Origin of the sequence: Rhodococcus sp. ACPA1 (assembly GCF_002300195.1) — a bacterium.
GTDB lineage: Bacteria > Actinomycetota > Actinomycetes > Mycobacteriales > Mycobacteriaceae > Rhodococcus_F > Rhodococcus_F opacus.
Genome location: NZ_NSDX01000004.1, coordinates 298,084 through 324,555 on the forward strand (window position 1 = coordinate 298,084; position 26,472 = coordinate 324,555).

Annotated in this window: 28 protein-coding genes and 3 tRNA genes; 18 read left to right on the forward strand and 13 right to left on the reverse strand. The window is 68.1% G+C overall.

Annotated features, from left to right (window positions below; genetic code table 11):
• Positions 1–77: 77 nt before the first annotated feature.
• From CJ177_RS19245 to CJ177_RS19255, 3 genes are all read right to left on the reverse strand, one after another.
• A complete protein-coding gene (locus tag CJ177_RS19245; RefSeq protein WP_095868373.1) occupies positions 78–1,646 on the reverse strand; it encodes an MFS transporter in 1,569 nt (522 codons plus the stop codon).
• On the reverse strand, positions 1,643–2,881 hold the full coding sequence (locus tag CJ177_RS19250) for a cation:proton antiporter (protein WP_095868374.1): 1,239 nt from the start codon (positions 2,879–2,881) through the stop codon (positions 1,643–1,645). Before CJ177_RS19250 ends, CJ177_RS19245 begins: the two co-directional genes overlap by 4 nt.
• 126 nt (positions 2,882–3,007) lie before the next feature.
• Positions 3,008–4,081, reverse strand: a complete 1,074-nt coding sequence (locus tag CJ177_RS19255) for a D-2-hydroxyacid dehydrogenase (protein ID WP_061699973.1) — start codon at positions 4,079–4,081, stop codon at positions 3,008–3,010.
• Positions 4,082–4,288: 207 nt separating this feature from the next.
• Between CJ177_RS19255 and CJ177_RS19260 the strand changes: the two genes are divergently transcribed.
• The 3 genes from CJ177_RS19260 to CJ177_RS19270 are packed head-to-tail and all read left to right on the forward strand — an operon-like array spanning position 4,289 to position 7,238.
• The gene (locus tag CJ177_RS19260) at positions 4,289–5,737 is read left to right on the forward strand and encodes an MFS transporter (protein WP_373560053.1); all 1,449 of its coding nucleotides are present in this window, start codon (positions 4,289–4,291) and stop codon (positions 5,735–5,737) included.
• Positions 5,734–6,474 (forward strand): fumarylacetoacetate hydrolase family protein, encoded by a 741-nt coding sequence (locus tag CJ177_RS19265; RefSeq protein ID WP_095868376.1) that lies wholly within the window; start codon positions 5,734–5,736, stop codon positions 6,472–6,474. The genes CJ177_RS19260 and CJ177_RS19265 overlap by 4 nt, the downstream gene beginning before the upstream one ends.
• Positions 6,471–7,238, forward strand: coding sequence for an SDR family oxidoreductase (locus CJ177_RS19270; RefSeq protein WP_005248766.1), 768 nt, complete (start codon positions 6,471–6,473; stop codon positions 7,236–7,238). Before CJ177_RS19265 ends, CJ177_RS19270 begins: the two co-directional genes overlap by 4 nt.
• Positions 7,239–7,242: 4 nt before the next feature.
• On the opposite strand, the gene CJ177_RS19275 is transcribed toward CJ177_RS19270, so the two are convergent.
• Positions 7,243–8,151 carry a LysR family transcriptional regulator gene (locus tag CJ177_RS19275; RefSeq protein ID WP_095868377.1) on the reverse strand — a complete coding sequence of 303 codons (909 nt, stop codon included), beginning with the start codon at positions 8,149–8,151 and terminating at the stop codon, positions 7,243–7,245.
• A 101-nt stretch (positions 8,152–8,252) separates the two neighbouring features.
• On the opposite strand from CJ177_RS19275, the gene CJ177_RS19280 reads away from it, so the two are divergent.
• Together CJ177_RS19280 and CJ177_RS19285 are read left to right on the forward strand one after the other, a co-directional pair.
• On the forward strand, positions 8,253–8,618 hold the full coding sequence (locus tag CJ177_RS19280; RefSeq protein ID WP_095868378.1) for a nuclear transport factor 2 family protein: 366 nt from the start codon (positions 8,253–8,255) through the stop codon (positions 8,616–8,618).
• A gap of 86 nt (positions 8,619–8,704) precedes the next feature.
• Positions 8,705–9,178 (forward strand): hypothetical protein, encoded by a 474-nt coding sequence (locus CJ177_RS19285; RefSeq protein ID WP_005248769.1) that lies wholly within the window; start codon positions 8,705–8,707, stop codon positions 9,176–9,178.
• Between the two features lie 16 nt (positions 9,179–9,194).
• Here CJ177_RS19285 and CJ177_RS19290 read toward each other — a convergent pair whose 3' ends face one another.
• The gene (locus CJ177_RS19290; protein WP_095868379.1) at positions 9,195–9,554 is read right to left on the reverse strand and encodes an Rv2640c family ArsR-like transcriptional regulator; all 360 of its coding nucleotides are present in this window, start codon (positions 9,552–9,554) and stop codon (positions 9,195–9,197) included.
• 93 nt (positions 9,555–9,647) lie between these two features.
• Between CJ177_RS19290 and CJ177_RS19295 the strand changes: the two genes are divergently transcribed.
• Entirely contained in the window at positions 9,648–10,121 is a 474-nt protein-coding gene (locus CJ177_RS19295; RefSeq protein ID WP_095868380.1) for an ArsI/CadI family heavy metal resistance metalloenzyme, read from the forward strand.
• A gap of 59 nt (positions 10,122–10,180) precedes the next feature.
• Here the strand turns inward: CJ177_RS19295 and CJ177_RS19300 are convergent.
• The 3 genes from CJ177_RS19300 to CJ177_RS19310 form a co-directional block, all read right to left on the reverse strand.
• Positions 10,181–10,253: transfer RNA gene (locus CJ177_RS19300), tRNA-Arg, on the reverse strand.
• A gap of 45 nt (positions 10,254–10,298) precedes the next feature.
• Positions 10,299–10,390, reverse strand: a tRNA-Ser gene (locus CJ177_RS19305).
• 99 nt (positions 10,391–10,489) lie between these two features.
• On the reverse strand, positions 10,490–11,215 hold the full coding sequence (locus CJ177_RS19310; protein ID WP_005248772.1) for a dienelactone hydrolase family protein: 726 nt from the start codon (positions 11,213–11,215) through the stop codon (positions 10,490–10,492).
• Between the two features lie 61 nt (positions 11,216–11,276).
• Here CJ177_RS19310 and hisC point away from each other — a divergent pair, with 61 nt between their 5' ends.
• Together hisC and CJ177_RS19320 are read left to right on the forward strand one after the other, a co-directional pair.
• Entirely contained in the window at positions 11,277–12,353 is a 1,077-nt protein-coding gene (gene hisC, locus CJ177_RS19315) for a histidinol-phosphate transaminase (protein WP_025431674.1), read from the forward strand.
• Positions 12,354–12,441: 88 nt separating this feature from the next.
• On the forward strand, positions 12,442–14,142 hold the full coding sequence (locus CJ177_RS19320; protein WP_095868382.1) for a bifunctional UDP-sugar hydrolase/5'-nucleotidase: 1,701 nt from the start codon (positions 12,442–12,444) through the stop codon (positions 14,140–14,142).
• A 9-nt stretch (positions 14,143–14,151) separates the two neighbouring features.
• Here CJ177_RS19320 and CJ177_RS19325 read toward each other — a convergent pair whose 3' ends face one another.
• Together CJ177_RS19325 and CJ177_RS19330 are read right to left on the reverse strand one after the other, a co-directional pair.
• Positions 14,152–15,153 (reverse strand): alpha/beta hydrolase family protein, encoded by a 1,002-nt coding sequence (locus tag CJ177_RS19325; protein WP_061041046.1) that lies wholly within the window; start codon positions 15,151–15,153, stop codon positions 14,152–14,154.
• A 309-nt stretch (positions 15,154–15,462) separates the two neighbouring features.
• Complete coding sequence (locus CJ177_RS19330) at positions 15,463–16,095, reverse strand: maleylpyruvate isomerase family mycothiol-dependent enzyme (RefSeq protein WP_095868383.1); 633 nt, start codon at positions 16,093–16,095, stop codon at positions 15,463–15,465.
• Positions 16,096–16,237: 142 nt separating this feature from the next.
• On the opposite strand from CJ177_RS19330, the gene CJ177_RS19335 reads away from it, so the two are divergent.
• Genes CJ177_RS19335 through CJ177_RS19350 form a run of 4 tightly spaced genes read left to right on the forward strand, consistent with a single transcriptional unit; the run spans position 16,238 to position 18,669 of the window.
• Positions 16,238–16,504 (forward strand): helix-turn-helix transcriptional regulator, encoded by a 267-nt coding sequence (locus CJ177_RS19335; RefSeq protein ID WP_231914261.1) that lies wholly within the window; start codon positions 16,238–16,240, stop codon positions 16,502–16,504.
• Positions 16,504–17,487, forward strand: a complete 984-nt coding sequence (locus CJ177_RS19340) for a TIGR03086 family metal-binding protein (protein WP_095868384.1) — start codon at positions 16,504–16,506, stop codon at positions 17,485–17,487. The genes CJ177_RS19335 and CJ177_RS19340 overlap by 1 nt, the downstream gene beginning before the upstream one ends.
• 24 nt (positions 17,488–17,511) lie before the next feature.
• Complete coding sequence (locus CJ177_RS19345; protein WP_005253264.1) at positions 17,512–18,303, forward strand: VOC family protein; 792 nt, start codon at positions 17,512–17,514, stop codon at positions 18,301–18,303.
• A 3-nt stretch (positions 18,304–18,306) separates the two neighbouring features.
• Positions 18,307–18,669: a TfoX/Sxy family protein gene (locus tag CJ177_RS19350; RefSeq protein WP_095868385.1), complete on the forward strand. Its 363-nt coding sequence runs from the start codon at positions 18,307–18,309 to the stop codon at positions 18,667–18,669.
• Positions 18,670–18,723: 54 nt separating this feature from the next.
• Here CJ177_RS19350 and CJ177_RS19355 read toward each other — a convergent pair.
• Positions 18,724–18,811: transfer RNA gene (locus CJ177_RS19355), tRNA-Ser, on the reverse strand.
• Between the two features lie 42 nt (positions 18,812–18,853).
• On the reverse strand, positions 18,854–19,336 hold the full coding sequence (locus CJ177_RS19360; RefSeq protein ID WP_005248780.1) for a MarR family winged helix-turn-helix transcriptional regulator: 483 nt from the start codon (positions 19,334–19,336) through the stop codon (positions 18,854–18,856).
• Positions 19,337–19,458: 122 nt separating this feature from the next.
• Here CJ177_RS19360 and CJ177_RS19365 point away from each other — a divergent pair, with 122 nt between their 5' ends.
• Positions 19,459–20,454 carry an NAD(P)H-quinone oxidoreductase gene (locus CJ177_RS19365; protein WP_095868386.1) on the forward strand — a complete coding sequence of 332 codons (996 nt, stop codon included), beginning with the start codon at positions 19,459–19,461 and terminating at the stop codon, positions 20,452–20,454.
• A 101-nt stretch (positions 20,455–20,555) separates the two neighbouring features.
• Here CJ177_RS19365 and CJ177_RS19370 read toward each other — a convergent pair whose 3' ends face one another.
• Positions 20,556–21,758, reverse strand: coding sequence for a cysteine desulfurase-like protein (locus CJ177_RS19370; RefSeq protein WP_025431672.1), 1,203 nt, complete (start codon positions 21,756–21,758; stop codon positions 20,556–20,558).
• 133 nt (positions 21,759–21,891) lie between these two features.
• Between CJ177_RS19370 and CJ177_RS19375 the strand changes: the two genes are divergently transcribed.
• From CJ177_RS19375 to rsgA, 5 genes are all read left to right on the forward strand, one after another.
• Entirely contained in the window at positions 21,892–22,476 is a 585-nt protein-coding gene (locus CJ177_RS19375; protein WP_005248783.1) for a bacterial proteasome activator family protein, read from the forward strand.
• A 48-nt stretch (positions 22,477–22,524) separates the two neighbouring features.
• A complete protein-coding gene (locus CJ177_RS19380) occupies positions 22,525–23,397 on the forward strand; it encodes an ABC transporter permease (RefSeq protein ID WP_012691162.1) in 873 nt (290 codons plus the stop codon).
• Positions 23,398–23,409: 12 nt separating this feature from the next.
• A complete protein-coding gene (locus CJ177_RS19385) occupies positions 23,410–24,306 on the forward strand; it encodes an ABC transporter ATP-binding protein (protein ID WP_011596606.1) in 897 nt (298 codons plus the stop codon).
• Positions 24,303–25,214 (forward strand): glycosyltransferase, encoded by a 912-nt coding sequence (locus tag CJ177_RS19390; RefSeq protein WP_095868387.1) that lies wholly within the window; start codon positions 24,303–24,305, stop codon positions 25,212–25,214. Before CJ177_RS19385 ends, CJ177_RS19390 begins: the two co-directional genes overlap by 4 nt.
• Positions 25,215–25,371: 157 nt before the next feature.
• Positions 25,372–26,454 (forward strand): ribosome small subunit-dependent GTPase A, encoded by a 1,083-nt coding sequence (gene rsgA, locus CJ177_RS19395; RefSeq protein WP_095868388.1) that lies wholly within the window; start codon positions 25,372–25,374, stop codon positions 26,452–26,454.
• The last annotated feature ends 18 nt before the right edge of the window (positions 26,455–26,472 follow it).

Below are 26,472 nucleotides of genomic sequence, written 5' to 3' on the forward strand. Positions count from 1 at the left end.
TTTCGGGAACTTACTCCGCGACCGCCGGGCGAATGTACCTTTCGGCGCTTCCGAGGCGACCGGCGGTACATTCGCCCCTACTGCGCTCTCTCGGTCGCGTATTCGGCCAGCAGCCGCTTCTCCTTCTCCCGGTGCGGGTAGAAGAAGAACACCACCACGGCCCCCGCGCACACCACCAGGATCGCGGCGAGGTAGGCCCGATCGTCGCCGTCGAGGAAGGCATTGCGGGCGGCCGCGATGATCTGCTCGGCGTACTGCGGATAGCGTTCCGCGAGCACTTCGGCGCTGGAATACGACTTCGTGAGCGCCGCTTGGGTTTCCGGGGTGATCTGGCTCGAGTCCGGCGACGAGGCGATCGTCGCCGCCAGCGACTTCGCGTAGCCGGCGGTGAGCACCGCCCCGAGAATCGACTGCATGATCGCGCCGCCGAGGTCGCGTTGCAGGTCGGAGGTGCCGGAGGCCATGCCCGCCCGCGACACCGGCACCGAACCGGTGAGCGACCGCGACGCCGGGGTGCCGGCGAACCCGACCCCGATGCCGACGAACGCGTACGCGAGAGCCACCCACCAGAAGGTCGCGTCCTCGTCCCACCACACCAGCGCGACAACCAGTCCGAGGACGACGAACAGGTAGCCGAGCAGCAGTGTGAACCGGGCGCCGTGCGATTCGACGAGTTTCGCGGAGCGGGGTGCGACGACGACCATCGCGACGGCCGCCGGAATGATCGCCGATCCGGCGGCGAGCGTGGAGTACCCGAGCACGTTCTGGAGGAACTGCTGCCCGATGAACATCGCACCCATCAACGCGCCGAACACGATCACCCCGCCGACGGCGGCCACCCAGAACGTCGGGCGGGCGGCGACGTGCAGATCGAACAGCGGGTGCGCCGCCCGCCGTTGCTGCAGGAAGAACGCGGCTCCCGCGGCGAGGGCGATCAACCCGAGACCGACGGCGAGCGCCCCGGCGCCGTCCACAGGTGCGAAATTGATCGCGAGGATGAGGGCGGCGATGAAGACGACGGAGATGATGCCGCCGAGATTGTCGACGGGATCGGTCGTCTCGTTGACGTGGGCGGGCACCCACAGGATGGCGGCCACGAGGGCGAGACCGGCGAGCGGAAGGGTCACGAGGAACACCGAGCCCCAATGGAAGTGCTCGAGCAGCGCGCCCGACACGATCGGCCCGAGCGACGAGATCGCGCCACCGAGGGCCGACCACAGTGCGATCGCCTTGGTCCGGGGCGGCCCCGACCACAGCGCGGTGATGATCGCGAGGGTGGTGGGGAACGCGAGCCCGGCGGAGACTCCGCCGAGAACGCGTGCGAGAAAAAGTATTTCGAAGTTCCCGGCAAATCCCGCGATCGCCGACGCCGGCAGCGACAGCGCCATTCCGAGCACCAGCATCTGCTTGCGCCCGTAGCGGTCGCCGAGCGCCCCGAGATAGAGCACCGACGCGGCGAGCCCGAGGGAGTACGCCACGGCGACGAGGTTCAGCTGCGTCTGACTCGCGTCGAAGGCGCGCCCGATGTCAGGCAGTGCGACGTTCGCGACCGACAGGTTCAGGTTGGCGACGGCGGCGACGAGGATGAGGGTCGAGAGGATCAGCGTCGCTCGGGCCGGCGCCTGCGTCGTTTCGGTTCGAGTCACTGTCTGCTCCCGGGGTTCTCGTCTCCTCGTGGGCCCGCCGTGTCGGCCGCCGGTTCGGGGCTCGGCGCGAGCAGCGACGCAGCGAGGGGGAAGAGGAGGACGGTGATCGCGCCTGCCGCGACGAGCACGGAGGCGTTGGCCGACGTCATGTCACCGGAGTCGACGGCCACTCCGGTGACGGCCACGATCAGCGGCAGACCCGTTCCCGCGTACAGCGCCAGCTGGGTGCGCTCGCGGACGGTGAAGGGCGGATCCGTGCCGTCGGCGCCCCGGTCGAATCTCCCGGCGAAGTAGACCGGGCCTGCCCGCACCAGCAGGATCAGCAGGACGAACGCGATCAGGACGCCGGGTTCCGATGCCACCGCGGCGACGTCGATAGCCATGCCGGACGTCACGAAGAAGATCGGGATCAGGAACCCGAACGCCAGGCCGTCGAGCTTCGTTTCGAGTGTTTCGTCGCCTTCGGGTGTGGCCCGCCGCAGGATGAACCCGGCCGCGAAGGCACCGAGGATCGTGTCGAGACCGAACGACGCCGCGAGCACGGTGAGTGCGACGAGAAGCAGCATGGTCAGCCGGACCGTGGTCTGCGACGTCGTCTCCGATCCCGACCGGATGATCGCGGTGATCCGGGAACCCTCCCGCCGCACGCGGGCGGGGATGAACGCGACCAGTACCGCCGCGGCCGTGAACAGTCCGAGGACGACGATGGACGCCACCGACCCGCGGGAGCCGAGCAGAACAGCCATGGCGACGACGGGTCCGAGTTCGCCGAACGCGCCGTGATTGAGGATCGTCCTGCCCAGCCGGGTGTCGAGTGCGCCCGCGTCCCGGAGGATCGGGAGCAGCGTGCCGAGCGCCGTCGACGTCATGGCAATGGCCACCGCGGTTCCGGCGTCGACCACATGGACGAGGCTCAGCAACGACACCACCGCGAACGCCAGGGCAAGCGAGACCACCCACGTCAGCAGGGCCCGTCTGCCGCCGCGACCGTTGATCTCGGCCGTGTCGATCTCGTACCCGGCCAGCAGGAAGAGCAGACCCAGCCCCAGGTCGCGCAGCAACTCGATCTCGCTGCCCTCGACGGCCAGGTCGAAGACGTGCGGGCCGATGACGATCCCGGCGGCGAGGAGAAGTACCACCTCGGGCACCAGCTTCCGGGGAAACAACCCGGCGAGCAGTGGGGCGATCACGGCGCATGCGACGATCCAGAACAGCGAGGCGCCCACGGAAGGCATGCATCACCCCGTCTCTCGAACACCCGGACACAGCACTGCGTTCGAGCCTCACAGAGCCCGGACGACGAGACATCATCCGTGAGGGATGAACGCCGCCGGCGCGCCGCCGACAAACAGGCGGAAGCGTCAGTAGAACTCTACGGTGTCGACGCGGTTGATCAGCTCCTCCCCGTCGAGGAACCGGGTGGCATTGCGCGCGAACAGTTCCGCGATGAGGCGATCTTCCGCAGGGTTCAACGCTGCGGTGTGCGGGCTGACCAGCACGTTCGGGTGAGTCCACAGCGGACTGCCCGACGCCAGGGGCTCGGATGCGAACACGTCCAGCGCGGCGAATCCGACCCGCCCGTCCTCGATCGCCGCGGTCATGGCGATCTCGTCGACGACGGTGCCCCGGCCCACGCTCACCACCGTCACGCCGGGTTTGACCGCGCCGAATACCTTTGCGCTGACGAGGCCTTCGGTGGCGTCGGTTCCGGGAAGCGTCACGACGATGCCGTCCGCGTCCCCGACCACGTCGGCCAGCCGGTCGGGGTGCACGATTTCGTCGACTCCCTCGATCGCGGTGTCGCGCCTGCTCGTTCCCACGACGGTGGCGCCGAGGGCCTTCAGTTTCAGTGCCGTCGCGCGGCCGATGCTGCCCAGCCCGACGATGACGATGCGCTGCCCGGCCACGGTCCCCATGGCCCAGCGGCCGCTCCACACCTTGTCGCGCTGCTGGGCGAGGAGGCGCGGGAGGGTCTTGGCACCGGCCAGCAGGCCGAATACGGCGAACTCGGCCAACGGCTCCGCGTGCACACCGGCGGAGGTACTGAATGCGATGCGGGCGAGTTGCTCGTCGGTGAGGCCGGCCGCCTTCACCTGGGCCCCGCCGCCGGCGGGCATCGTGTGCACCCAGCGGAGTTGGGGGTTGACGCCCGCCGTCCTGGTCAGCGCCGCGGGAGTCTCGTCGGGCACGCCGTACAGGGCTTGCGCCGAATCGACCAGGTCGTCGAAGGCCTTCTGCTGCTCCGCGGTCCGGGAGAACGACGGATCGCCGGAGTGATCACCCGGGAATCGGGAGGGCGGGAGCAGATCCTGCTCGCGGATGAAGTCGATGCGCGGTTCCGCCCGAATGACGAGACTGATGAGCTCTTCGCTCACGGGGGTCGCGGCGACTACGCGGAGTCGCCCGTCGAGTGGCTTCGAGTCGTGTGCGCTCACTGCAGATTCCTTCGTACGGGCCGATTCTGACCATATGTTCAGAACAAAAACTCTGCACTAATCATGTGATTCAGTCAACAGTTTCAGTTATATATGACAAATGGCCGTCTTCGCGGTATCGTCCTCGGCACGCCAGTGACCTGGGTCACTACACCGAACTGTTTGTGACCGCGCTCGACGTGGTCCCCTCCCACAACGGAGCAGAAGATGTCCCCAGAATCGAAGATTCAAGTAGGCGCGGACTCGAAGATGCCGGAAGGCAGCAGTGAATCCACCCGACCGGTGCGCGCCTCCGACGACCCGGAGTACGCCGCGAACCTCAAACGCGCGACGCTCGCCAGTTCCATCGGCAGCGCGCTCGAGTACTACGACTTCGCCCTGTACGGCCTGGCGTCGGCGCTGATATTCGGCGAGCTGTTCTTCCCCGCCATGGGTGCGTCGGCCGCGCTGATGGCCAGTTTCGGCACGTACGCCGTCGGCTTCCTCGCCCGTCCCGTCGGCGGCGTGTTCTTCGGCGCCCTCGGTGACCGCCTCGGACGCAAGGCCGTCCTGATGATCACGATCGCGATCATGGGCGGTGCGAGCACGCTGATCGGCGTCCTGCCCACCGGCGCACAGGTGGGCATCTGGGCCCCGATCCTGCTGGTCGCGCTGCGACTGCTGCAGGGCTTCGGCGCCGGAGCCGAGCAGGCCGGTGCCACGACGCTGATGGCGGAGTATTCGCCCACCCGGCGCCGCGGATTCTTCTCCGCACTCCCCTTCGTCGGGATCATGGTGGGCACCCTGATGGCGTCCGGGGTCTTCGCGATCCTCGGCCAGATCGACCGTGACCTCCTCCTCGACTGGGTGTGGCGGGTGCCGTTCCTGGCGTCCGTCTTCCTCATCGCGGTCGCCGTGTTCATCCGGCTCCGAATGCAGGAGAGCCCCACGTTCATCAAGCTGGAGAAGCAGGATCAGATCAGCGAGAGCCCGTTCCGGGAGCTGATCGGCAGCTCGATGCCCAGCGTGCTCCGCGGCATCGGCCTCCGGATGGCCGAGAACGGCGGCTCGTACATCTTCCAGACCCTCGGCATCAGCTACGTGACGACGGTGGTGGGTGTCAGCAAGTCGATCGGACCGCTCGCCATCGCCTGCGGCGCCGCCATCGGCATGCTCGTCATCCCGATCTCGGGCGCGCTGTCGGACCGCTTCGGCCGGATGCGGGTGTACCGGTTCGGTGCGGCCCTGCAGCTCGTCCTCGCGGTCCCGTCGTGGTGGCTGCTCTCGCTCGGCAGCCCGGTTCTCGTGGTGGCAACGCTCGCGGTCAGCTACGGGATCGGCGTCAACGTGATGCTCGGTGCGCAGTGCGCGGCCCTGCCCGAGCTGTTCGGAAATCGCCACCGATACATCGGCGTCGCGGTTGCCAGGGAGACGAGCGCCATCCTCGCCGGCGGCATCGCCCCCTTCGTCGGGGCACTGCTGCTGTCGCTGCTGAACAACTCGTGGGTGCCGCTCGCGATCTACGTTCTGGTCCTCAGCGTCATCACGTTCGCCACCACGTTCGTGACACCCGAAACCCGTGGCCGCGACCTCGGGCTCGCCTGGGACGCGATGGCCGACCCGGTCCACGGACCGGATGCCGTTACCACCGAGTCGAAGGATCGGGTCGACGCATGAGACTGGCCCGCATCGCAACCGACTCGGGACCGCGGCCGGTGTGCCTGCGCGACGGTCGCTGGCACGAGGTGGCGGATCCGTACGCCGACACCCTGACGTTCACCGGACCCGCACACGACCTCGACGGCGTACGCCTGCTCGCGCCCGCCGAACCGCGGGTCCTGCTCGGGATGGCCCACAACGGCGCACCCGGAGATCGTGACCTCCCGTTGCAGGCGTTCATGAAGTCGACGCGCACGGTGATCGGCCCCGAGGATCCGATCGTGGTCGACGAAGGGCTCGGGCAGGTGAACGTCGAGGGCGAGCTGGCCGTCGTCGTCCGCCGCACGTGCCGCAGGCTTCGCCCCGAGGACGTGCCGTCCGCGATCCTCGGATACACGATCGGCAACGACGTCACCGCCGTCGAGCAGACAGCGTTGGACGACAAGCTCACCCAGGCCAAGCACGGCGACGGTTTCACCCCGCTGGGACCGTGGATCGAGACGGATCTCGATCCCGGGGACGTGCCGATCGCCGTGCACGTCAACGGCGTGACGGTGGCCGAGGCGTCCACGCGGCAGCTGGCCTGGAACGTGTCCGAGCAACTGGTGCATCTCACCCGGTATCTGACCCTCGGGCCGGGAGACGTCGTGCTCACGGGTTGCCCGTTCACGTTCAGCCCGGTCAAACCGGGTGACCGCGCCGAGATCACGCTCGGCGGAATCGGCACACTGAGCAACCCGGTGCGTGCGCTGTGAACCTCTTCGATCTGTCCGGGCGCATCGCCCTGGTCACCGGTTCGAGCCGGGGAATCGGCTACGCCCTCGCGCGGGGCCTGGCCGAGGCGGGCGCCACGATCGTCCTCAACGGGGTGTCGGCCGACCGCCTCGCACAGGCACGTGATCGCCTCCGCGAGGAGTTCGGCGAGGCACGTGTCCACGCGTACGCGTTCGACGTCACGGACCCCGAGCGGGTGACCGACGCCGTCGAGCGGATCGAGTCGGAGGTCGGGCCGATCGAGATCCTGGTGAACAACGCTGCGCTGCAACACCGTCAGCCGCTGCTCGACGTCACCCTCGAGGACTGGAACAGGGTTCTCACGACCGACCTCACCAGCGCCTTCCTCGTCGGGCGGGCGGTCGCACGGTTCCAGATCGCCCGCGGGAGCGGGAAGATCGTCAACGTCTGCTCGGTGCAGAGCGACCTGGCCCGGCCCACCATCGCGCCGTACACCGCCGCGAAGGGCGGACTGCGGAATCTGACCCGTGCGATGACGGCCGAATGGGCGTCGTCCGGGCTGCAGATCAATGGCCTCGCGCCCGGCTACATCCACACCGAGATGACGCAGGCCCTCGTCGACGACACCGAGTTCGACGCGTGGCTCCGTGGCCGCGCGCCGGCGGGCCGGTGGGGCACCCCGGACGATCTCGTCGGTCCCGCGGTGTGGCTGGCGTCGGACGGATCCCGGTACGTCAACGGTCAGGTGATCTTCATCGACGGGGGGATGACCGCGGTGGTGTGAGGATTCACCCGCCGACCGCGGCCGGTTCGGTCTGCAGCTCCCCGAAGGAGCGGCGGGTGTGCAGGACGAGTTCGCGGAGCGCGGGACCCCCGAGACTCTTCCAGACCAGCGCGAGCACGGCGGGGATGTCCACGTCGTCCAGTGCGACCGCCGTCAACCGCCCTCGGTAGTCCGTCGCCATCGACGCGCTGAGGATCGCGACCCCCAGTCCGCGGATCGCGAGGTCGGCGACGGCGTCGGGCGCGCTCGCCTGCAGGGCGATGTCGGGGCGGAGGCCTGCGGCCGCACACGCCTGGTCGAAGACCGTCCGGATCCCCGTTCCGGTCGGCATACATACGATCGCATGGTTGCCGAGTTCGGCCAGGGTGACGCGCGAACGCCCGGCCAGCGGGTGCCCGGGTGGCACGGCCGCGACCAGCCCCTCACTGATGATCGGGAACGCGTCCAGGCCCTCCGGCGGGGCGGTCGCGGTGCCGACGAGAGCGAGATCGATGGCACCGGCACGGACCCGTTCGACGAGGCGGTCGGAACTGTCCTCGGTCAGCGTGATCTCGATCCCCGGGTGCGCGACATGGAACGCGGACAGCGCGTCGAACAGCGGCTTCACCGTGCAGGCGGTGACCATCCCGACGACGAGCCGGCCCCGGATCAGCTGGTTGACGTCGTCCACGGCCTGCCGCATCGACTCCGCCGACGCGAGCGCCGCGCGGGCGTGCACGAGCGCTGCCTCCCCCGCGGACGTGAGCGTCGCGGTCCGGCTCGACCGGTCGATCAGCGTGGCGCCGAGGTCGTGCTCGAGCTGCCGGATCTGCGCACTGATCCCCGACTGGCTGATGTGGACGCGTTCGGCGGCGCGGGTGAAGTTCGCTTCCTCGGCGACCGCGACGAAGTACTCGAGCTGCCTGAGTTCCATAAGCGTTGATTCTAGTATTCAGCAGAACGATCTGTTGGACTTCCGGTTGTGGGCCCACCATCCTGGGAAGTGGCAGCAGTTCACCCACGAAAGGATTCCCGGTGCCCGACTACGAGAAGGCCCTGAACCCCGAAGATCTCACCCGACTGTTCGTCGAACGCAGCAATGCCGGCGACGCGGCCGGAGTCGCCGCCCTGTACGAGGAAGATGCCGTCATGGCGTATCCGCCCGGCGGCCGGACGGTCGGCCGGGCAGCCATCCAGAAGTTGTGGGAGTCGGTGCTCGCGAACGCGCCGCATTTCGAACCGGAGATCCCGCTCCCCACGCTGATCAGTGACGACATCGCGCTCACATCCACTCCACCGGAGGACGGATCCGGTGCGCGGGCGCAGGTCGTCCGCAGGCAACCGGACGGAACCTGGCTCCGACTGCTCGACCAGCCGGAGTTCGTCCCGCCCACCAGCTGAGGTCGCGGCTGCGCCCGCCCCTACACGGCATGAACTTCGTTGTCCACCATTGCATCTGCATTCGGATCGGTGGGACTATAGGGGTCATGCGCAGACCGCGTTGGCCGGCAGTAGCACCACCCACAACCGGAGGACACCGGGTGCACGGCCCCCTGCTCCTCACGGCCGAAGACCACCTCACGCTCGAGCTGTTCGAGGTGGTGGCGTTCCCGGACGGCCTCCACCTCCGGATGGCGCTGACCGCGACGGGCAGGCCCGCGGAGCTGGCGCAGTACGAGACCCGCTCGCTCTCCGACCCCGACGACCCCTCGACGCGGTGGTCCTATTTGTCGGTGCGGGCGCGGGTCGACGACATCGAGGGCGAGGCCGACCCCTACCATCCGGCGGCGGCGGCGAGGCCGTGCCGGAGCGGGCCACCCGAGTACCGCACCGAACCGCATTACTGGCTGGACGCGATACCCACGTCGGGATTCATCGCGGTCACCGCAGGCTGGCCACGGATCGGTCTCGGTTCGACTACCACCACGATCGGTCTCGAATCGAGCACGCGAACGTCGTGACCGGTCCCGGTCGCCGTCAGGTGCAGCAGTTGGGGTCGAGGACCACCCGCAGTGCGTCGAGGGCGTCCGTCCGCGCACTGTAGAAGACGTTCATGCCGCGACGGACGGGCTGGACCATTCCCGCCTTCTTGAGCTGGCCGAGATGGTGACTGACGGTCGATTCGGACAGCCCCACGCCGGTCGCGAGATCGCACGTGCACACCTCGCCGTCGCTCGCGGTCAGCAGGATCGACATCAGCTTGATGCGGACGGGGTCGGCGAGCGCCTTGAGGCGCAGCGCGAGGTGCAGGGCGGCCTCGTCGGCCATCGGGGCGGCCGAGACGGGCGCGCAGCAGATCGGTGCGGAGACATCTACGACCGGCAACGTCTTGGGCATGATTCCATCCTCCCAGCTTCTTGACATATGTCAAAAAGGTGGGATTCTGTGAAGGTAAGAAATTCGACATATGTCACATAGGTGGAGGTTGCCATGTCCCGCGCCCAGCTCGCCCTCAATGTCGACAATCTGGAGGAAGCAGTCACGTTCTACTCGAAACTGTTCGATACCCAACCGGCAAAACTGAAGCCGGGATACGCGAACTTCGCCATCGCGCAGCCACCCCTCAAGCTGGTGCTGCTGGAAAACCCCGGCAAGGGCGGCACCATCAACCACCTCGGCGTCGAGGTCGAATCGAGCGCCCGGGTGCACGAGGAGATCGCGCGACTGACCGGGGAAGGCCTCTTCACCGACGAGGAGATCGGCACCACCTGTTGCTTCGCGACCCAGGACAAGGTGTGGGTCACCGGCCCCGCCGGCGAGAAGTGGGAGGTCTACACCGTGCTCGCCGACTCCGACACATTCGGGTCGAGCCCCCGGCACCTCGACGCCGACGCCGAGGGAGCCACCTGCTGCGGCACCGCCACGGACGGGGAGAAAGCCACCGCGGGCACGTCCTGCTGCTAGATCGCCCGACCTAGAGAAACCCCGCCACCTGCATCACGGCAGTTGACGGGGTTTCTTTGTGCGCCCGAAGGGATTCGAACCCCTAACCTCTTGATCCGTAGTCAAGTGCTCTATCCGTTGAGCTACGGGCGCATGTTCTTCAGTTGTCTAGCTTGCACCGGCCGACTAGGCCCGGTGTGGCGGAGGCGAGAGGATTTGAACCTCCGGTCCCTCGTAAAAGGGACAACTCATTAGCAGTGAGTCCCATTCGGCCGCTCTGGCACGCCTCCCTGGGGTGGTTCCGATCCCTTCGGACCGCCGGTGCGAAAGATTACACACCTTTCCACCACAAAGGCAAAACGGCTGGTCAGAGCGCAACGATGGTCGCTTTATCGCAGGTGGCTGTCGAACCAGTCGAAGATCCGCCGCTGCGCGTCGACAATGGCCTGGGCCCCCGGGTCGTCGTCCCTGCCGTCGGGTACCTGAGGCGGTTCGTCGGCCCGATGCGCCAGGCCGGCATAACTCACGACGAGCCCCGCGACGTCCGACTTGGCGGTGGCGTCGCGCAGCAGCTCGACCTGATCGGGTGGCGTGGACGGATCGTCCTCCCCGTACAGACCGAGCCACGGGGCCTTCAGGTCGGGTGCGGCGTGCACCAGCGCAGGCGCGTCATCCGACAGGGGCTCGACGATGCCGCGGGCGGCGACACTCACCGCGGCGCCGACGGGACGCGTCGTGGCGACGAGCAGGGCGGCGGTTCCGGCGTCGTCGAAACCCAGCACCCCTACACAGTCGGCGTAGATGCCCCGCGCGATCAGCCAGTCGAAGGTGGCGTCGAAGTCGGCGAACAGGGCGTCGCCGAACACCTCGACATCGCTCGGCGCCGGTTCCCGGTGGAAGAGGTGCGGCGCTACCGTCACCCACCCCTCCATCGCGAGCGAGCGCATCAGATCGAGGAGAGGTTCGCTGAAGGTACGCGACTCGTGCAGGACCACGATCCCGCCCCGCGCCGGACCGTCCGGTTCAACCGCGGTGAGCGGAACACGCATCTGAGGGCTTTCCGGCGCGTCTCCGGACGTCCGCAGGGCTGCACTGTCCCTGAAGAATCCCGACATGCCACTACCTTGGCACGAAGGGGGCGTCGGCGCAGTGAATCGGGAGGCGCATAATCGCCTGGTGACTCCGCGAACCAGGGCAGACCTCGAGACGATTCCGGCCTACATCCCCGGCAAGAACTTTCCGGGCGCGATCAAGCTGGCGAGCAACGAGACCACACTGGGGCCGTTGCCGAGCGTGCGCGACGCCATCGCGGAGGCCGCCGGCAACGCCAACCGTTACCCGGACAACGGCCATGTCGCCCTGATCGCGGCGCTCGCCGGCCACCTCGGGGTGGCCACCGAGAACATCGCCGCAGGTTGCGGTTCGGTGAGCCTGTGCCAGGAGTTGGTCCAGGCCACGTGCAACGACGGTGACGAGGTCATCTTCGCGTGGCGGTCGTTCGAGGCCTACCCCGTGGTCACGCAGGTGGCCGGGGCGAAGCCCGTCAAGGTTCCGCTCACCGCCGACCACGGTCACGACCTCGACGCGATGCTGGCCGCGATCACCGACCGCACCCGGCTGATCTTCGTCTGCAACCCGAACAACCCCACCGGCAACGCGCTGACGAAGGCCGAACTCGAGCGGTTCCTCGACGCCGTCCCCGCCGACGTTCTGGTGGCCCTCGACGAGGCCTACTTCGAGTACAACCGGTCCGACGCCGACGGCATCGAACTGTTCCGCGGACGCCCCAACGTGGTGGTGCTGCGCACGTTCTCCAAGGCCTACGGCCTCGCCGGCATCCGCGTGGGGTACGCGGTCGCCGATCCCGCGGTGGTCACCGCGCTGACCAAGGTGCACATCGCGTTCGCGGTCAATGCCGTCGCGCAGGCCGCCGCCATCGCGTCGCTGGCCGCGTCCGGAGAACTGCTGGCACGCACGGACGGCGTCGTCGCCGAGCGGAACCGGGTGCGCGACTCCCTGCTCGCCGCCGGGTACGAGGTGCCCGAATCGGCCGCCAACTTCGTCTACCTCCCGTTGGGTACCCACTCCGGAGCGTTCGCGGCCGCCAGCGCCGAGGCCGGGGTGCTGCTGCGCCCGTACGGCGACGACGGCGTGCGGATCACGATCGGCGATCCCGCGGAGAACGACGCGTTCCTCGCCTTCGCGACGAGCACCGAGGCGCGCTCGATCGCGAACGTCGCGGTCCGCGCGTAACGCTCGAGACGTAAACGTTACCCACGGGTATAACGCCCGTGACTCCCTGTCGGCAGACTCAGTGAGGTTTGCCGAAGGGAGCCCATACATGCGTCGCCCCGCCGCGCTCCGCACTGCCGTGCTGGCGGCCGGACTGGCGACGACGCTGGCGATCTCGGTGACGTCGGGGCTGTCCGCGGCGCAGGCGCAGGATGCGGCGGTCTCCGTCCGGCTCCTCGCCTTCAACGACCTCCACGGCAGCCTCGAACCGCCGCCCGGCGTCCGCAGTCAGGTGAAGCACGCCGACGGCTCGCTGGTCCCGGCCGGCGGCGCCGCCTACCTGGCCGCGTACGTCGACCAACTGCGCGGCCAGGCGACCCATTCGCTGCTGTATTCGGTCGGTGACAACTGGGGGTCGTCGGCGCTCGAATCCGCGATGTTCCACGACGAACCGACCGTGCAGCTGCTCAACAGGATGGGCGTCGACGCGTCCGCGATCGGCAATCACGAACTCGACGAGGGATACGCGGAGTTCCGGCGGATGCAGACCGGTGGCTGTCATCCCGCCGACGGCTGCCGCTTCGGAAACACGTTCGAGGGCGCGAACTTCCCGCTCCTCGCGGCGAACATGGAGTTCGACGACGGCGCGCCCGCGACCCTGCCGTTCACCGTCAACTACGTCGAGGGAATCCCGGTCGGGGTCATCGCGACCATGCCCGCCGACACCGCGACGATGGTGACCCCGGAGGGGGTGGGAGGGCTGCGCTTCACGGACGAACTCGCCGCCGTCGACCGCACCGCGGATCTCCTCGACTTCTTCGGCGTGCGGGCCATCGCGCTGCTGCTGCACAAGGGGGCCGAACCCGTCGCCGACAACGGCCCCAACTCCTGCGAGGTGACATCCGGACCCGCACGCGACCTCGCGTTGCGGGTGTCCCCGAAGGTCGACGTCATCTTCACGGCCGACAGCCACCAGCAGTACAACTGCTCGTTTCCCGACCCGATGGGAAATCCGCGCGTCATGATGCAGGGCGCGTCGCACGGCCGCATCGTCTCGGTGGTCGACGTGTCGATCGACCGCACCACCCGCGACGTCCTCCGCGACCGCGCGTCGGCATTCAATCAGGTGGTGACCCACGACATCCCGTCGGACCCCGACATCCAGTCGCTCGCCGACGGTGCCGCCGCCCAGGCCTCCGAGATCGGTGCGGCGCGCGTGGCGTCGTTGACGGGCGACCTCACCCGCGACGAGACCGGCAGCGGCGAGTCCACCCTCGGAAACGTCGTCGCCGACGCCCAGCTGGCGGCCGGATCCGGGCACGGCGCCCAGGTGGCACTCACCAACCCCGGTGGACTCCGCGAGGATCTGCTGCGCGGCCCGGACGGCGCCGTCACCTACGGGCAGACCTACGCCGCTCAACCCTTCGGCAACACCCTCGAGGTCCTGACGGTCACCGGCACGACCCTGAAGCGTGCCCTCGAGCAACAGTTCCAGCCGCGGGGAGACGGCACGATCACGGAGCGGATCCTCGCGCCGTCGAGTTCGCTGACGTACACCATGAACCGTTCGGCGACTGTCGGCGAACGCATCTCGGACATCCGGGTGAACGGCGACGCCGTCGTCCCCGAGGGCACCTACCGGGTGGCCGTCAACAAGTTCCTCGCCGACGGCGGCGACGGCTTCGACGCCTTCCGCACCCGCGCCGAGGCCGTGCACGCGGGCTGCGACCTCGACGCGTTCACCGCATATCTGGGGACGACTTCACCGGTGACGCCGCCGAACACCGACCGGATCACCGTGGTCGGATAGGGACGCCGGTCAGACGCCGAGCGCGCTCTTCAGGACGGGCCAGGACGTGCGCAGTTCGTCCTGCCAGTACGGCCACGAATGCGTGCCGACGTTGCGGTAGATGAACGTCGCCGGAATCGCGAGGTGGGTCAGGCGCTGCTGGAACGTCTGCGTGCAGACGTTCGCCGCCGCCTCGAGGGGGCCACCCACCGCGATCGTGGACGCGATGTCTCCGCTGATCTCGTACGGTCCGGGAAGCCCGTTGCCCGTCGAGATGTAGATCTGCTTGCCGCGCAGGGCTTCGGCGTTCACCGAGGGGTCGTGAGCGGTCCAGGCCGGATCGGTGTCGGGACCCCACATGTTGGCCGGGTTGCCGCCCTTGAACGCCACCGTGCCCCGCACCGAGTCCCGCGAGCTGGGCTGGGTGTTGTCGAGGCATCCGCTGTAGGCGGCGAGCCCGCGGTAGAGCTGCGGGTGCCGGGTGACGAGGTTGGCGGCACCCATCGCGCCCATCGACACACCCGCGACGGCGTTCACGCCGTTGCCGCTGAAGTTCTTGTCGATGATCGGCGGGAGTTCGTTGGCCAGGAACGTCTCCCACTTGTTGACACCCAGCGTGGGGTCGGGCTGCTGCCAGTCGGTGTAGTAGCTGGCGGTGCCGCCCACCGGGAGCACCACGTTGACCTTCTTGTCGGCGAAGAACTGGACCACGTCCGTCTTCTGCGTCCAGGTGCTTTCCCGGAAGTCCGACTCGGCGCCTGCGCTGACCCCGTCGAGCAGGTACAGCGACGGCCTCGACCCGCCACCGGCGGGATGCAGCACCTGCACCTGCACGACGCGCCCCATGGCGGGGGAATTGATGAAGACGGCACTACGGGTGTCGGTGAGCGGCACGATCTTGTCGACGCTCGCGACGCCACTTCCCGGAGGCGCGACCGGCGCAGGCGCCGGATCGGCCACAGCAGTGAACGCCGGCCCCATGAGGGTCAGTGACACTGCCAGACCAACGGCAGCCAATGCTTCGCGACGCATAAAGAAATCCCTCTTCCCCGGACTGTGTGGACCCCGATTGCACAGTACAAAATGCGTCCGGTCAACAAGAGCTTAGAGGTTTTGTGACAGCTGTGTGCTCCGGCGTGATCACGTTGTAGTCACCACAGTTGAGGGCCGGGTGGAGGCGCTCGGCCGCTGGGCTCCCCCACCCCTGTGAGCAGGGATTTCCACCGGTAGTCCCGGCTCATCCGCCTCGGCAGCCACACCCGTTTCACGCAGTCGCAACCCCTTCTGGGGCCCGAATACGGGTGCGGCCACGCAGAAGGGGTGGTGGTGGATGCCGGGCCGTTACTTCGGCAGGGCGGACTTCAGCTGGTCGAGACCGTCGCCGCTGAGTTCGTCGAGGGCGGCGCGGCGACCCGTCATCGCCAGCACGAGCGCCAGCATCGGGCCGGAGACCTCGGGCCCCGATCCGGTGGACCAGTCGGTGTCGGTTGCCCGCAGTGTCAGTCCCGCGACCCGGGATTTCGACCCGATCAGCAGGTTCGAGTTCTTGTAGAAGTCGGCGACGCGGACGACCGCCTCCATCGGGTACTCGTGTGCGATGCCGAGCGGTCGGCGGATGTCCTCGGCGTGGACGATCATCTCGCCCAGCATGGCGTCGATCGGGCCGGGCGGATGCGTGGAGTCACCCATGTGCGCCCGGAACTCGTCGAGCGACTCCGCCGGTGTTCCTTCCTCTTCGTGTGCGATGTCCTTCTCGAACATGGTGTTGATCCGGAATCCCGACCCGACGAGCTTTCCGACGAACTTCGGCGGCGTCATCTTCTCCGTCGCCGTCATGTGCGCGAACACGTCCCGCACGGTCCACCGTTCGCAGAGCGACGGCGTCGACCACTGTGTATCGGTCAGCGGTTCGAGGTCGTCCACCAATGCGCGGCGTTCGTCGTGAATCGTGGGCCAGGGGCTTGACGTTGTCATTTCTCACTCCCTCGTCGCTCTGAATTCTCCCACCTCACGACCGCTGCGGCGAGACCCATTGCACAACGCGTTAGTCACGACTAACGTATTGATCGTGCTCGATCAGTTGGAAGTCGCAGCTGAGCCCACCCGGAGACGCCTCATGCAACTGCTGACATCAGGTGAACAGACCGTCAACAACCTCGCCGCACACTTCCCCGCGAGCCGGTCGGCGATCTCGCAACATCTCCGGGTGCTCACCGAGGCCGGGCTGGTCACTGCGCGTAAGGACGGACGCTTCAGGTACTACCGGCTCGACCCGCAGGGGCTCGTTCAACTCCGCACGTTGTTCGACTCCTTCTGGATCGACGAACTCGACCGCCTCGTCGCGGACGCCACCGAGGAAGCAGCATCCGAAGGAGACCGCTGATGCCATTCGACAAGACCGTCGTCGTCCCGCTGGACCCGGACGCCACGTTCGACCTCGTCACCAGACCGGAACGATTGCGGCGATGGCAGACCGTCGCGGCACGCGTCGACCTGCAAGCCGGCGGCGAGTACCGGTGGACCGTCGTTCCCGGACATTCGGCCGCGGGCACGTTCAGCGAGATCGTCCCCGGCAAGCGGGTGGTGTACACGTGGGGATGGGAAGGTGACGACGAACTCCCACCTGGCTCGTCCACCGTGACGGTGACGCTCACCCCCACCGCCGGCGGGACCGAGGTGCGACTCGTGCACGACGGGCTCACCGACGAACAGGCCGTCCGCCACGCGGAGGGCTGGAACCATTACCTCGACCGTCTCGTCGCCGCCGCGCAGAAGAGTGACGCCGGACCCGACGACTGGGCGGCCGTTCCGGATCCACTCGACGAACTGTCCAGTGCCGAGGCGACGTTGGCGGTCGTGCAACGTGTCCTGCGCGACGTCACGGACGAGGACATGTCCAAGCAGACGGCGTGCACCGAGTTCACCGTCTCGCAGCTCGCCGATCATCTCGTCGGTTCGATCACTGCCCTCGGTGGCGCGGCGGGCGCGACGTTCGACGACGACCCGGGCAAACCCGTCGAGGCCAGAATTGCCGACCTCGCCCAACCCGCACTGGAGGCGTGGCGCAGTCGCGGCCTGGACGGCACGGTGACGATCGGGACGAACAACCCTCCCGCCACTGTCGCCGCGGGGATTCTGTCGATCGAATTCCTCGTTCACGCCTGGGATTTCGCGGCAGCGACCGGAGGCGAGGTTGCCGTATCCGAGCCTCTCGCCGAATACGTGCTGTCGCTGACTCACAAGATCATCACGCCCGAAGGCAGGAAGGCCGTCGGGTTCGACGACCCCGTACCCGCCCCGCACACCAGCGACGCGGTCACCCGGCTCATCGCCTACACCGGCCGCCACCCCGCCCCGGCCGTCTGACACCTCACACGGAAAGGTCCAGTCATGCCCATCAAGTCGGAATACGCCCAGGGAACACCGGACTGGGTAGACCTCCAAACCAGCGATCAGGACGCCGCCAAGGAGTTCTATGCGGAACTGCTCGGCTGGGAGTACGACGACCGGCCGATGCCCGAAGGCCCCGTCTACTCGATGGCCACCGTGCGCGGCGAGAACGTCGCCGCCATCGCGCCACTACAACCCGACGCGGCCGCGGCCGGGGCGCCGGCGAACTGGAACACCTACATCGCAGTCGACGACGTCGACGCGACACTCGCGAAGGTCCCCGGCGCAGGCGGCCAGGTTCTGATGCCGGCGTTCGACGTGGGGGAAGCGGGCCGCATGTCCTTCGTCACCGACCCCACCGGGGCGGCAGTCGGATTGTGGCAGGCGAACAAGCACATCGGCGCCACCCTCGTCGGCGACCCGGGCGCCTGCCTGTGGAACGAACTGAACACCGGCGACGTCGACAAGGCGCTCGCGTTCTACAACAGCGTCTTCGGGATCACCTCGTCGAAGATGTCGATGGGGCCGGAGTACACCTACACGCTGTTGGAGGTGGGCGACGACCAGGTCGGTGGATGCGGTGAGCCGATGAAACCCGGCACACCGAACCACTGGCGGGTGTACTTCGCCGTCGAGGACGTCGACGCCAGCGCCGCGAAGGCCGTCGAACTCGGCGGCACGATCGTCGAAGAAGCGATGGACATCCCCACCGTCGGTCGCATGGCCGCCGTCACCGACCCGCAGGGCGCGATCTTCAGCATCATGACGCCCGAGGAACGTCAGGATCAGTAGACCGTGAAGATGCCCAAACCCTCCGAGGAGGACAAACAGTTCTTCCGGTCGCTGATCCCCGACACCCCCGGCGTCGAGGTGAAGCCGATGTTCGGCAACCTGGGTGCGTTCGTCAACGGCAACATGTTCGCCGGACTCCTCGGACCGAAAGTCGGGGTCCGGCTGCTCACCGAGCAGGCGAGGGACGAGCTGGCGTCGTCCGACGGCGCCGGACCGTTCGGTCCGGGCGAAAAGCCGCTGCGCGAGTACCTGGCCCTGCCGGACCGGTGGCGTGGCACCCCGGACCGCGCCGCACCGTGGGTGGAGCGGGCGCTCGCCGAGATCGGCGCACTGCCGCCGAAGCAGCCGAAACTCCGGAAGAAGTAGCGATACGACAGCAGCCCTGACCTGGAGAGAAACCAGATCAGGGCTGCCGGTCGTTGGCGGAAGCGGAGGGATTTGAACCCCCGGTCGCTTTCACGACGCTCGCTTTCAAGGCGAGTGCATTCGGCCGCTCTGCCACGCTTCCGTGGGCGATCTTATCGGTACGCAGGCGCCGGCGGGCAACCGGTCAGCGGTCGCCGATGGCCTTGTCGACGCGTTCGAACACCTCGGCGAGAACCTTCAGCTGAGACTTGGTGAGCAGATCGACGAGGTTGCTCCGCACCCCGGCCACATGGGTGGGGGCCGCTTCGGCCAGGCGGGCGCGACCTTCGTCGGTGATGACGGCGAGCACCCCGCGGCCGTCCTCGAGGCAGGTGTCGCGGGTGACCATGCCCTGCGCTTCCATCCGCCGGATCTGGTGGGTGAGGCGGCTGCGGGAGGAGAGGACGCCGTCCGCGAGGTCGCTCATGCGCAGCGAACCGTCCGGCGACTCGGACAGCAGCACCAGAATGCGGTAATCCGCGAGGGACAGATCGTGTTTCTCCTGCAGATCCCGGTTGAGGACGTCCATCAGCCGCTGGTTGCCGTCCATGTACCCGCGCCAGGCGCGCATCTCGGCCGGGGTCAACCAATTGGTCGCGGCTTCGGCGTCGGAGGTTTCTGCTGTCACAGGTTCACAGTCTAGTAGTGCGACATTACTTTCCAGTAGCCTGCGGTCCCCGGGAACGCCGAGGGACCGCTGTGATCGCTCACATCCACCGGGCGCCGACGCATTTCGCTAGCGTCGTCCCCATGTATGCGATCACGATCGATCAACCGGGCGGCCCCGAAGTCATGAAGTGGGCGGAGCAGCCCGACCCGGAACTTCCACCCGGTCACGTCCTCCTCGACGTGGCCGCGACGGCCGTCAACCGCGCCGACCTGTTGCAGCGTCAGGGGTTCTATCCCCCGCCGCCCGGAGCCAGCGACGTCCTCGGGCTCGAATGTTCCGGCACGATCGCCGAACTCGGCGAGGGAGTGTCGGGGTGGTCCGTCGGCGACCAGGTGTGCGCACTGCTGGCCGGCGGCGGATACGCGGAGAAGGTGGCCGTCCCTGCATCGCAGCTTCTCCCGCTGCCCGAGGGGGTGGACCTGCTCGTCGCCGCGTCACTGCCGGAGGTCGCGTGCACGGTGTGGTCGAACGTCGTGATGGGCGCCGGACTGTCCCGCGGCGACGTGCTGCTGGTGCACGGCGGTGGCGGCGGCATCGGCACGCATGCCATCCAGGTGGGCGTCGCACTGGGGGCCCGCGTGGCCGTCACCGCCGGCTCCGAGGAGAAACTGGCGCGCTGCCGCGAACTCGGCGCCGACATCCTCGTCAACTACCGCGAAGCCGATTTCGTCGACGAGATCCGCAAGGCGACCGACGGACACGGCGCCGACGTGATCCTCGACAACATGGGCGGCTCGTACCTCGACCGCAACGTCGACGTGCTCGCCGCCGACGGCCGGCTCGTCGTCATCGGCATGCAGGGTGGCCGCAAGGGCGAACTGGACCTCGGCAAGTTGCTGTCCAAGCGCGGCCACGTGACGGCGGCCGGTCTGCGGGGGCGGGCCGAGTCGGGGCACGAGGGCAAGGCCGACATCGTCGCCGACGTCCGCAAGCGGCTGTGGCCGCTGATCGCGGAGGGCGCGGTCCATCCCATCGTCTCGGCCGAACTGCCCATCACCGAGGCGCCGCGCGGGCACGAACTGCTGGACTCGGCGGACACCGTCGGCAAGGTGATCCTGACGATCCCGCGGAACTGACGGTCTGGCTGCTGCCGTCGCCCGATGTGACATTCGTCCACTCCAACGAAACGGATGTCACATTGGGCAGCGGGCACAGCGGGCAAAACCGGGCGGCGGGCTCAGCCCAGGGTGGCGAGCTCGTTCACGAGCTGGTCGATCTCGTAGCGGGTGGTGTACGGCGCGAGACCGATGGTGACGGCACCGCCCTCGTCGTTGACGCCGAGTGCGTCGAGCAGCCGGGAGCCGCCGTGGACGCCGCTGACGGTGGCAATGCGCTTGTCGGCGAGATGCGACGCCACCTTGTCGGCCGAGACTCCGGCGACGGTGAAGCTGAGCGTCGGAACCCGGCTCGGCGAGCGCCCGATGACCATCACCTGCGGTAGCCGCTTCAGCGAGGACATGAGGTGGTCGAACAGGGTGTCCTGGTAGTTCTGCAGCGAGCTGATGGACGCTTCGAGCTTCTGGCGCCGGGAACCGGTGGCCGACTCGTCGAGGTTCGCGAGGAAGTCGATGGACGTGGTGAGGCCGGCGAGGAGCGCGAACTGGTGCACGCCCACCTCGAGACGTTCGACACCCCGCGCATACGGGTTGAGCGACACGGCGGGGATGCGGTCGAGGAGGGTGGGGTCGCGGAAGACGAGTGCCCCGACCTGCGGTCCGCCCCAGGAGGTGGCGCCGACGGCGACGACGTCCGCTCCGAGTTCGTTGATGTCGACGTGCGCGTAGGGGGCTGCGCCGATCGCGTCGACGACCATCAGGCCACCGACTTCGTGGACGCGGTCCGAGGCGACACGGACGTCGGGCGCCGAGCCGACGATCGGGGATGCGGCGGTGAGTGCGACGAGACGCGTCGTGGTGGTGATGAGGTCCTGGAACTGCCAGCTGGGGAGTTCGCACGTCTCGATCTCGACCTCCGCCCAACGCACCTGGGCGCCGTAGCGGCTGGCGACTCTGAGCCAGGGCGCGACGTTCGCTTCCTCGTCGAGGCGGGAGAGCACCAGGCCGGTTCCGAGGCCGAGTCGCGTGCTCAGCGACTCCGCCAGCCAGGCGAGGAGAACGGATCGGTCGGGTCCGAGCACGACCCCGGCGGGATCGCCTCCGACCAGGTCGGCGACGGCTGCTCGGGCCGCATCGAGTACCGCCGCACTGCGCCGGCTGGACACATGTCGCCCGGTCGACGAAGAGGCAGACGCCCGGAAGGCCGTGGAGACAGTGCGCGACACCGCGTCCGGAATCTGCATGCCGGCCTGCGGATCGAGATGGATCCAACCGTCGCCGAGTGAGGGGATGAGTCCCCGAACGCGGGCAACGTCGTAAGCCATGCCCGACACTCTAAGACCCCAAGTCAATACGGTCGAAGCCAGCCATCGATTGTTGTGGAGTGCAACAAAGATGGGAAGGGCCCAAATCGGACGCACCTTCGCACTGCCGGGCGGGAACAGACAAGATGGAGGCATGACGAACTCGGAGAATGAACACGTCGTCGTGATCGGCCCCGACGGTCAGCCCATGGCTATCCCCGTCGCCGATGCCGCGAGCAAGCCCGAGGGCTCCGACGCCGCCGCGGACGCGAACGGGAACGGCGCGGAGTCGGTGGCCGACATGGTGGAGCAGCCGGCCAAGGTCATGCGCATCGGCACGATGATCAAGCAGCTCCTCGAGGAAGTGCGCGCGGCACCGCTCGACGATGCCAGCCGCAACCGGTTGAAGGAGATCCACAAGTCGTCGATCCACGAGCTCGAGCAGGGCCTCGCCCCCGAGCTGCGCGACGAACTCGAACGCCTCACCCTGCCCTTCACCGACGACACCGTCCCCACCGACGCCGAACTCCGTATCGCGCAGGCACAGCTGGTGGGGTGGCTCGAAGGACTGTTCCACGGCATCCAGACGGCCCTGTTCGCCCAGCAGATGGCGGCCCGCTCCCAGCTCGAGCAGATGCGTCAGGGAGCCCTGCCTCCGGGCATCAGCATGGGCAACCCGCACGGGGCGCACAATCACGATCCGGGGTCGCAGTCGAGCGGTACCGGCCAGTACCTGTAGCAACGGGCGAAACAGCATGGAACTCGACTCCCGGTAGGCTCGGTGCCCGTGTCAGCATCCGCTATCGAAACCGAGGCCGCAGGCGGCCCGCTCCCGGCGTCCGATTCGCAGACCTTCCGTCGCGCGTTCAAGGACCTCAGGGACGGCTTCGCTCAGCGCGAGCTGTGGCTGAGCCTCGGCTGGCAGGACATCAAGCAGCGTTACCGCCGGTCGGTGATCGGCCCGTTCTGGATCACGATCGCGACCGGCGTGCAGGCCGCGGCGATGGGCATCCTGTACTCCGCCCTGCTCGACATCCCGCTGGACGAGTTCCTGCCGTACGTCACCGTGGGTCTGATCGTCTGGAACCTGATCAGCGCGAGCATCCTCGAGGGCTCCGAGGTGTTCATCGCCAACGAGGGGCTGATCAAACAGCTGCCGTCGGCGCTGAGCGTCCACGTCTACCGGCTGGTGTGGCGGCAACTGCTGCTGTTCGCCCACAACCTGGTGATCTACGTGATCATGCTGTTCGCGTTCGGGGTGTGGCGGCACCTGACCTGGATGTCGCTGGCCGCGATCCCGGCGATCGCGCTGATCGTCGTCAACGCGGCGTGGGTGTCGATCATGTTCGGCATCTTCTCCACCCGGTACCGGGACATCGCGCCGATCCTCGGCAGCATGACGCTGCTGCTGTTCGTGCTGACACCGATCATGTGGACGACGCAGAGCCTCGAGGCGCAGGGCGGGCAGGCCGCCGAGCGCGTCAAACTCGCCGAGTTGAACCCACTGTTCCACTACCTCGACATCGTGCGCGCGCCCATGATCGGTCAGGATCAGCAGGCGTACCACTGGTACATCGTGCTGGCCATCACCGTCGTCGGGTGGGCCGCCGCCATCCTCGCGCTTCGCAAGTACCGGGCCCGTGTGCCCTACTGGGTTTAGGGGTCTGAAGTAATGACAGAGCATGTGAGTATCGAGACGCGGGACGCCTGCGTCGACTTCCCGATCTTCGACGCCAAGTCCCGGTCGCTGAAGAAGGCGTTCCTCGGCAAGGCCGGCGGGTCGATCGGGCGCAACAACTCGGACGTCGTGGTGGTCGAGGCCCTGCGCGACATCAACCTGTCGCTGAAGGAAGGCGACCGGATCGGCCTGGTCGGCCACAACGGCGCCGGCAAGTCGACGCTGCTGCGGCTGCTGTCCGGCATCTACGAACCCACCCGTGGCAGCGCGAGCATCCGCGGCCGCGTCGCCCCGGTCTTCGACCTCGGTGTGGGCATGGACCCCGAGATCTCCGGCTACGAGAACATCATCATCCGCGGACTGTTCCTCGGGCAGACCCGCAAGCAGATGCTCGCGAAGATGGACGAGATCGCCGAGTTCACCGAGCTGGGCGAGTACCTGTCGATGCCGCTGCGCACGTACTCCACCGGTATGCGGGTGCGCGTCGCGATGGGTGTGGTCACCAGCATCGACCCGGAGATCCTGCTGCTCGACGAGGGCATCGGCGCCGTCGACGCGGAGTTCATGAAGAAGGCGCGCGTGCGTCTGCAGGCGCTGGTGGAGCGGTCCGGCATCCTGGTGTTCGCCAGCCACTCCAACGAGTTCCTCGCCCAGCTCTGCGACACGGCCATGTGGATCGACCACGGTCGGATCCGGCAGCAGGGCGGCATCGAGGACGTCGTCCGCGCGTACGAGGGTGACGACGCCGCCGACCACGTCCGCCACGTCATCTACGAGTTGGACCGGGAGAAGTCCGGGGTCACCGCTTCGGCCGAACGGGATGCCCGTAGCGACAGATCGAACGAGCGTCCCGTTCGCACGGCCGCGGAAGCCGAGGCGGAGTCCGCGTGAGCGCTGCTGCCGAGCGGATCGTCGGTGTCGTCGTCACCCACAAGCGCCGCGAACTGCTGGCGGAGTCGCTGAAGGTTCTCGGCTCGCAGACGCGTCCGCTGGACCATCTGGTGGTCGTGGACAACGCCGCCGAGGACGACGTGCGTGCGCTCGTCGAATCGTCCGGGATTCCCGTCAGCTACCTCGGTTCGCAGCACAATCTGGGTGGGGCGGGCGGCTTCGCGCTGGGAATTCTGTACGCCCTCTCGCTCGGCGCCGACTGGGTGTGGCTCGCCGACGACGACGGCCGCCCCGAGGGTCCGAAGGTCCTGGAGACGCTGCTCGACTGCGCGCAGCGGCACGGGCTGGCCGAGGTCTCCCCCGTGGTCTGCGACATCGACGACCCCGACCGTCTCGCGTTCCCGCTGCGCCGCGGTGTGGAGTGGCGACGGCTGCGCTCGGAACTGTTCGCGGACGGCGACGACTCGGCCGACCTGCTGCCGGGCATCGCGTCGCTGTTCAACGGCGCCCTGTTCCGCGCGTCGGCGATCGACACGGTCGGCGTTCCCGACCTGCGTCTGTTCGTCCGCGGCGACGAGGTGGAGGTGCACCGCCGGCTGGTGCGGTCGGGGCTGCCGTTCGGCACCTGCCTGCAGACGGCGTACGTGCACCCGAACGGCGCGGAGGAGTTCAAGCCGATCCTCGGGGGCCGGATGCACACGCAGTACCCGGACAACGAGACGAAACGGTTCTTCACGTACCGCAACCGCGGCTATCTGCTGTCGCAGCCGGGCATGCGGAAGCTGCTGCCGCAGGAGTGGGTGCGGTTCGGGTGGTATTTCCTCGTCACGAGGCGTGATCCGCAGGGTCTGCGTGAGTGGATGCGGTTGCGGAAGCTGGGCCGTCAGGAGCGGTTCGAGCGCCCGTAATTCGGTTGCGTCCGGGTTCCGCCGGGTGGGAGCATCGTGGGGTTCCGGTCTGAGAATCTCGATGTGTCGCGAAGGAGTGAGTGTCCGATGACTGTCTCGTCGGTCGACGCCGTGTGCGTCCACTCCCCCTTCCCCCTCGCCTGACCGAACCCGTGCAGTGGTCCGGTCGGCACTCATCGACCCGAGGATCACACCCACCATGTTCGACCCTGGACAACTCCTGCCCTACGGCTGGAACGACACACTTTCCGACACCTTCGACAACTACCCGGCCGACGGTCGCGAGCGCGGGCGGGTGATCCGCGTGGACCGCGGGCGCTGCGACGTCGCCGCGCCCGCGGGTGTCGTCCGCGCGCTCGCCGGCGAGCACACCCTCTGCACCGGCGACTGGGTGACGCTCCACCGTCACGGCGACGAGATCGCCGTCGCCGACCTGCTCCCGCGGCGCAGCGCGATCGTCCGGTCGTCCGCGTCCGGGAGGTCGGAGGGCCAGCTCCTCGCGGCCAACGTCGACACGGTGGTGATCGCCGCCGGACTCGACACCACCCTCGATCTCGGACGCATCGAACGCCTGCTGGCCCTGGCGTGGGCGAGCGGCGCCCATCCGGTGGTCGCGCTCACCAAATCCGATACCGTGCAGGATGTTTCCCTCGCGACCGCCGAGGTGGCTGCGGTAGCGCCGGGTGCGACCGTGCTGGCGGTGAGTGCCGACACCGGCGACGGCATCGACGTCCTCACCGCCGTCATCGACGGGACGGTCGCGCTCATCGGACCGTCCGGCGCGGGCAAGTCGACGCTCGCGAACGCGTTGCTCGGCGAGGACGTGCTCGCGACCGGACGTGTCCGCGAGGGCGATCACAAGGGACGTCACACGACGGCGCACCGTGAACTCCTGCCGCTGCCCAACGGGGGCGCCCTGATCGACACGCCGGGACTGCGGGGTGTCGGCATGTGGGACGCCGCCGACGGCATCGACAAGACGTTTCCCGAGATCGAGGAGTTCGCGGCGCGGTGCCGGTTCGCGGACTGCTCGCACGGGACGGAACCCGGCTGCGCGGTGCAGGGCGCGGTGGAGCGCGGCGAATTGCCCGAGCGCAGGCTTGCCAGCTACCGCAAGCTGATTCGCGAGAACGGCTGGATCGCGTCACGCACCGACGCGAGGCTCCGGGCCGAGCGCGAACGCGAGTGGAAGAGCATCGCCCGCTGGCAACGGCAGATGTACCGCAGTCGCGGTCACTGACACGGGCGTGCGACCCGC